Origin of the sequence: Thermogutta sp. (assembly GCF_014359955.1) — a bacterium.
GTDB lineage: Bacteria > Planctomycetota > Planctomycetia > Pirellulales > Thermoguttaceae > Thermogutta.
Genome location: NZ_JACIYL010000223.1, coordinates 1 through 5,837, shown reverse-complemented (window position 1 = coordinate 5,837; position 5,837 = coordinate 1). Strand labels below are relative to the sequence as shown.

The 5,837-nt window shown below is 59.5% G+C and carries 4 protein-coding genes; all 4 read left to right on the top strand.

Annotation, left to right across the window (positions count from 1 at the left end; translation table 11 throughout):
* Positions 1-18: 18 nt before the first annotated feature.
* Positions 19-2,298 (top strand): DNA translocase FtsK, encoded by a 2,280-nt coding sequence (locus H5U08_RS08655; RefSeq protein ID WP_297032198.1) that lies wholly within the window; start codon positions 19-21, stop codon positions 2,296-2,298.
* A 430-nt stretch (positions 2,299-2,728) separates the two neighbouring features.
* A complete protein-coding gene (locus H5U08_RS08650; protein ID WP_297032197.1) occupies positions 2,729-4,063 on the top strand; it encodes a glycosyltransferase in 1,335 nt (444 codons plus the stop codon).
* Between the two features lie 131 nt (positions 4,064-4,194).
* Positions 4,195-4,755 (top strand): RNA polymerase sigma factor, encoded by a 561-nt coding sequence (locus H5U08_RS08645; protein ID WP_297032196.1) that lies wholly within the window; start codon positions 4,195-4,197, stop codon positions 4,753-4,755.
* A gap of 374 nt (positions 4,756-5,129) precedes the next feature.
* A partial coding sequence (locus H5U08_RS08640) for a zf-HC2 domain-containing protein (RefSeq protein WP_366494294.1) occupies positions 5,130-5,837 on the top strand: 708 nt, incomplete at its 3' end.

Here is a 5,837-nt window from a genome sequence, read left to right as displayed (position 1 = left end):
ACGCGCCTCAATACCCGAATGGCCGGCTGGCTTGTGTCGCTCCTATCGCTTCTAGGACTGGCTGACTGTGTGTTCCACTCGTGGAGCCCGGGCAGTATTGGAGGTCCCGGCGGGTATCTTGGTTTCCTTTTCCGCTACATTGCGGAACAGCGGCTTGGTTATCTGGGAACGGTGGGAACGTTCCTTGGGACGTTTGCTCTGGGGTTCCTCCTGTGGACGGATCTCTCGCTGGTCCGAGCCGTAACCACTGCAGCCCTTTGGCCGATCAAAGGGATTCTCCGCGGACTGGTGGTGGTTGCAGAGGGTTATGGCGTTTTCCGCCGCGCATCCGAGACGATGTCACCTCCAGCCAAGGTGAAACCGACACCGGCGGGCGAAGCGAACCCGGCTTCCACCACTGCGGGAGACAAGCGGCGGGAAGTCGAGAGCGACGGCGACAGTTCCCGCGATATTGTCGTCAAGAAACCAGCCCAGGTCGCTCCGGTTGCCTCGGCCCAGCCCACACAGGAGGAACCTCCAAGCGGTTCCAAATCGACAGAGCGCAGGGTGAGCGAACCCCGCATCCGAAAACCGGCGAAACCTCCACGGGAGGAACTTCTCGAAGAAATCGAGTCCGATTCCCGCCCCTTGCGCCCCATGCAATACAAGCTGCCCTCCATCGATCTGCTTTTGGAGCCGGAGCCTTTCCGCTTTGAAGAACAGGAAAAAGAAGTCCGCGCAAAAGCCCAAATCCTGGAAAAAACGTTCGCCGACTTCGGCTATCACGTGCGGGTGGTGGAGATTCAGACGGGGCCCGTCATCGCGCAGTTTGAAGTGGAACTCGAAGCCGGCCTGCGGCTCAGCAAGATCACGGCCCTTGCGGACGACCTGGCCATCGCCCTGAGGGTCCCCAGTGTGCGGATTGTCGCGCCCATCCCGGGCAAGAACACGGTGGGTATCGAAGTCCCCAATAACGAGCGGCAAATCGTTCGGTTGCGAGAAGTTATCGAAGAAAGCCACGGCAAGTACCAGGCGATGCGGATTCCCATATTCCTCGGCAAGGACGTGGCCGGTCATCCCATGGTCGTGGACCTGGCCACAATGCCGCATCTCCTCATCGCCGGTCGCACGGGAACCGGTAAAAGCGTCTGCCTCAATTCGATCATTCTTTCCATCCTGATGACCAAGACGCCTGATGAGGTGCGTCTCCTTCTCATCGATCCCAAGATGGTGGAGCTCAGTCCATACAAGCGGGTGCCGCACCTCATGCATCCGGTCGTCACGGATATGCGTAAAGCAGAGGCCATCCTGGCCTGGGCCGTGGAAAAAATGGAGGAACGATACGCCCTGCTGGCCCGGGCGGGAGTGCGTCACCTCAGCGTTTACAACCAGCTCGGCGAAGAAGAGCTGATGCGCCGCATGCGTCCGGAAAGCGAGGAAGAACGCGCCCAAATCCCCACCCATATGCCGTACATCGTCATCATTGCTGACGAGATGGCCGATCTAATGATGACCGCCGCCAAAGAGGTGGAAACTCATATCATTCGGCTTGCTCAGAAAAGCCGGGCGGTGGGAATTCACCTCGTGCTTGCCACGCAAAAACCAACGGTGGATGTCATCACCGGGTTGATCAAATCGAACTTACCTGCCCGAATTTGCTTTGAAGTGGCCAGCCGGGTGGATAGCCGCGTCGTGCTCGACGAAATGGGCGCCGAAAAGCTGCTGGGTAACGGCGACATGTTGTTCCTGCGACCCGGCACGAGCACCCTCATTCGGGGCCAGGGCACCTACGTCAGCGATGATGAAATCAATCGCGTCATCGATGCGGTGGCCGTCCACGAACCGGAGTACGTGCAGGAGCTGGTTCAGTTGAAGCCGTCTCTGCCAGAGCAAGGCCAAAAAGGTGCTTTGACAGCCCGCGACGAACTCTACGAAGCCGCGGTGGACATCATCATTCGAGAAGGGCGTGGAAGTGTCTCACTTCTGCAGCGTGCCCTGGGCATCGGCTACGGCCGGGCAGCCAGACTCATCGATTACATGGAAGAAGATGGTATCGTGGGCCCGTACAATGGCTCCCAAGCTCGGGAAGTCCTCATGACTCTGGAACAGTGGGAAGCAATCCGCCAGCAACGGAGCGGTTCCTCGGGACAAACGCTGCCGGGGTCGCCTTCCGCCGCGGGTGGCAGCCCACGGGCGAACCGGATTGTCCTGGTTCCGGAAACCAGTCGGCCGTCGGCCGAAAGCCCGTTCACCGCTCCCCGCGACGAACCTCCCGCATCCCATTCGGAAAGTGCCAGTGGCTCGCCGGACGCAACCTGATCCTGCTCAGTCTGTCGCATGCAGTCCCAGTAAGCGGCGATTCTCAAGCATCTCGGCACTATGGTCGAATCTCGCCGCGCGTGGTGGAGCGATGTTCCCCGCATCCGAGTCTGCCACGGATCACCGCAGTTGAGAACTACTACCGGAGTTACGCGATCCCCCGAAATCTGCCGCTATCACATTCGGCGCCGAGCGAGAATCTGGGGCGGGGTGCAAACTGGCTGACTTTTATGGCTGGTCCACCGCGGCCCTCACGAGCAGGTCCCGTCGGGCTGGGGCCAACCCGTGTGGACGTTCGCCTCCCCATCGCCACACAAAAAATGGGGATATGTCAGACGCCCTTCATGTTGACATTTTTGCCTCTTCATGCCTATGCTGATGCAAAGACAGAAATTCAGAATGGAGAAAGAGCTGCAACAAGGCACACTCCATGGACGGATTTTCAATTGGCTTGATTTCGGCTGGGGTGCTCGCCGCTGTTCAATTGGTGCTCCTCGCGCTTCAGGCGTTTGAGCATCACCGCTACGCGGCGCGCCGACTCCAGAAAAAGGCCTACCGTCAGCCGACCGGTCAGGCCCTGGTCATCATCCCCTGTCGCGGCCTGGAACACAATCTCGAAGAGAATCTGGCTGGTTTTTTTCGTCAAGATTACGCCTACTATTCCCTCAGATTCGTCGTGCAATCACACGACGACCCAGCCGTGAGCGTAATTGAACGTCTCATCAGTGACCACCCGAACATCCCGGCCGAACTGGTGGTGGCAGGGTCGGCCACAAACGAGGCACAAAAAGTTCATAATCTTCGGGCAGCGACTCACACAATTCCCGAGCAAGTCCGATTTCTGGTGTTTGCCGATTCAGACGCGTCGCCTTCGCCGAGCTGGTTGAGGGCCCTCATAAGCCGATTGGAAGAGTCCCGGGCAGCGGCTGTCACTGGCTACCGCTGGTTTGTGCCCACCCAGGGAACGTTTCGTGAAGCGGTTGTTGCTTCTCTCAACGGTTCATACGCCATGCTGATGGCCGGCAAAACGCCCAATCTTGTCTGGGGAGGAACCTGGGCCACCACCCGAGAAAATTTCCAAAAGCTTGGCATCCGGGACGCGTGGGAAGGCCAGATCTGCGATGACCTCGTGGTGGCTCGCCTTCTGTTGCGTCGCGGCTTGCGAGTGCAATACGAGCCTGCGTGCCTTGTCGCCACCGCGTGTTATTCTTCCACTCGAGAAATGATTGCTTTTATTCATCGCCAGTATTTTCTGCTGCGACATGTGCTCCCCACATGGTGGTTGTTCGATACCTTTGTGGGAAATTATCATATTTTGGTTTTCTGGCTGGGGGTTGGCGCCGCGGTGTTCGGCTGGGGTGGTGATGTTCGATCGAGCGGCCTGGCCGCGGCGGGCATCATTTTTGTCCTCAATTGGATCAGGGCCGAGTTTCGCGCGGCGGCTGCCCGAGTTTACTTTCCACAACTCGCCCAGCAGCCCGCTTTCCGAAAAGTGTTCTGGTGGGATCGGTTGGCCAATTTGCTCATCGGCACCGTCGGGTTCGTTCTCAGTGTTTCTGCTGGTCTGCGGCGATCGGTCTCCTGGCGCGGCATCACCTATCACATCGAACGCGGTGGGCGAGTCCGCGTTTGCCATGGCAGCCCGTTGGGGAATTCACTTTGTTGCGGCAGCGACGAGCGGAGTCCCGAAGGCGCGGGCCGAGAGGAATCCGTTCCGCTTGCCGTGGTAGGTGCCCAAGCGGAATCCCCAAGGTCAGCCGCTTGAACGCGTCCCTCCTCGCACCATTTGACAGACCTTCTCCCACCCCTCATGATGAATAGACGATCGCTGGGTGCAATGCGGAACGGCTTCAGGGCCAAGAAATCCGGCAGCTAGCCCGGGAATACGGAACGACAGTGAAAGAGGACGAGGATCTGATCCGAGAAACTCTGGCAGGCGTCCCTGCTGCGTTCGGCAAGCTGGTCCAGAAATACCAGGACCGGCTCTACAATACTATGCTCCACGTGGTCGGTGATGCCGACGAAACCCTCGATGTGGTCCAGGAAGCCTTCGTCCAGGCCTTCCTGAACCTCCCCTCTTTCCAAGGAAATAGCGCTTTCTACACGTGGTTGTACCGAATCGCCTTTAACGTGGCGGCCACTCATCACCGGCGGCGCAAATCCACTCAATCGTTCGATCAACTCACCGGTGACCAGGGACACCAACTGGCCGAGCCGGATCAATCCCCCATAGAAAAACTTCAGGTACAGGAACGCTGTGAGCGGGTCAGGCAGGCCATCGCCACCCTGTCAGAAGACCATCGCGTCATCCTTGCTTTGAGGGATTTGGAGGGATATTCGTACGAGGAAATTGCGACCATCCTGGACATTCCGGTGGGAACCGTGCGAAGTCGCCTCCACCGCGCCCGGATGGAACTCTATGAAAGATTGAAGGCGTGGGAAAACGAATTATTTTGACGGGCTGCGCAGGCTGGAGCGCTCCCCAGACGCGATGGTGCTTCGGTGACCCGGCCTCGCTGAACTGGCACCGACCGCATTGACGGTGCCCACGGAAATACAGGCTTCGTCAAAGGACGTGCCCACCGCGGCAAAAAAAACATACACCTATTGACATCCCGGCGGAAACCCGGGAACTTACTCCGCAGATGGTGCGTCAAAGATTCGGCAGTGAAAAATCGGTTAAGATCGAAAGGGTCGGTAAATTGGGTTCCTCGCCCTGCTGGTCAAGGCCGAAACGCGCGTCAACCCTTGCGTTTCTGCACATACCGATGCATTTTTGACTCACCCATCTGGTGAGCTTAGCCACTTCGGATCGCGCCGGATAAGCAACAATGTCCCGGAAACCTGATGAAGAACTCCTGAGCGCCTACCTCGATGGGGAGCTGTCCCCCCAGGAGAAGCTCCACGTCGAGCAATGGCTCTCGCGCGATCCGGAGGCCAGGCAACTTCTCGACCGGCTTCGCAGGCAGCGAGAGCTCCTCGCCAGTCTGCCACGCTCACGTTGCCCGAGAGATCTCGCCCCCCTCGTTCTGGAAGCGGCGGAACGGCGAATCCTCCTTGAGGGAGCCCCCTCTGCGGCGACCGAGAAGGCGGCCAACCAAGGGGTGGAGCGCGGCCTGAAGGGGCTATCTTCGCTTGCTCGGCGGATTTTCCGGCCTCGCAACCTCGGCTGGGCCATTCTGGCGGGTTCCATCGGCCTGGCCATCTTGCTCCTGTACCCCGAGAAGAACCCCCAAGAGGTTGGGTTCCGTGCCACTGCATCGCGGGAGACAGAGTCTGAACAAGGCGGGACACCGGCACCTTCTGCGAAGGTGACTGCGCCGGAGTTGAAAGCGGCTCCGGCTGCGGGGGGATTCGCTGTCGATTCCGCGCGGCGCCGTGCGGCCGAGGCCGCCAAACCAGGGGTGGCACTCGCGCCGACTCCCCTGACGGAAAAGGCCGCCCCCGGTGCGATGGCCCCCGCTCCCCATCCCGTCGAAACGCCGTCCGTTGGAGCGATCGCATCCGCCCCCGGTAGGGGAAGTGCCTCCCCGGTTGCC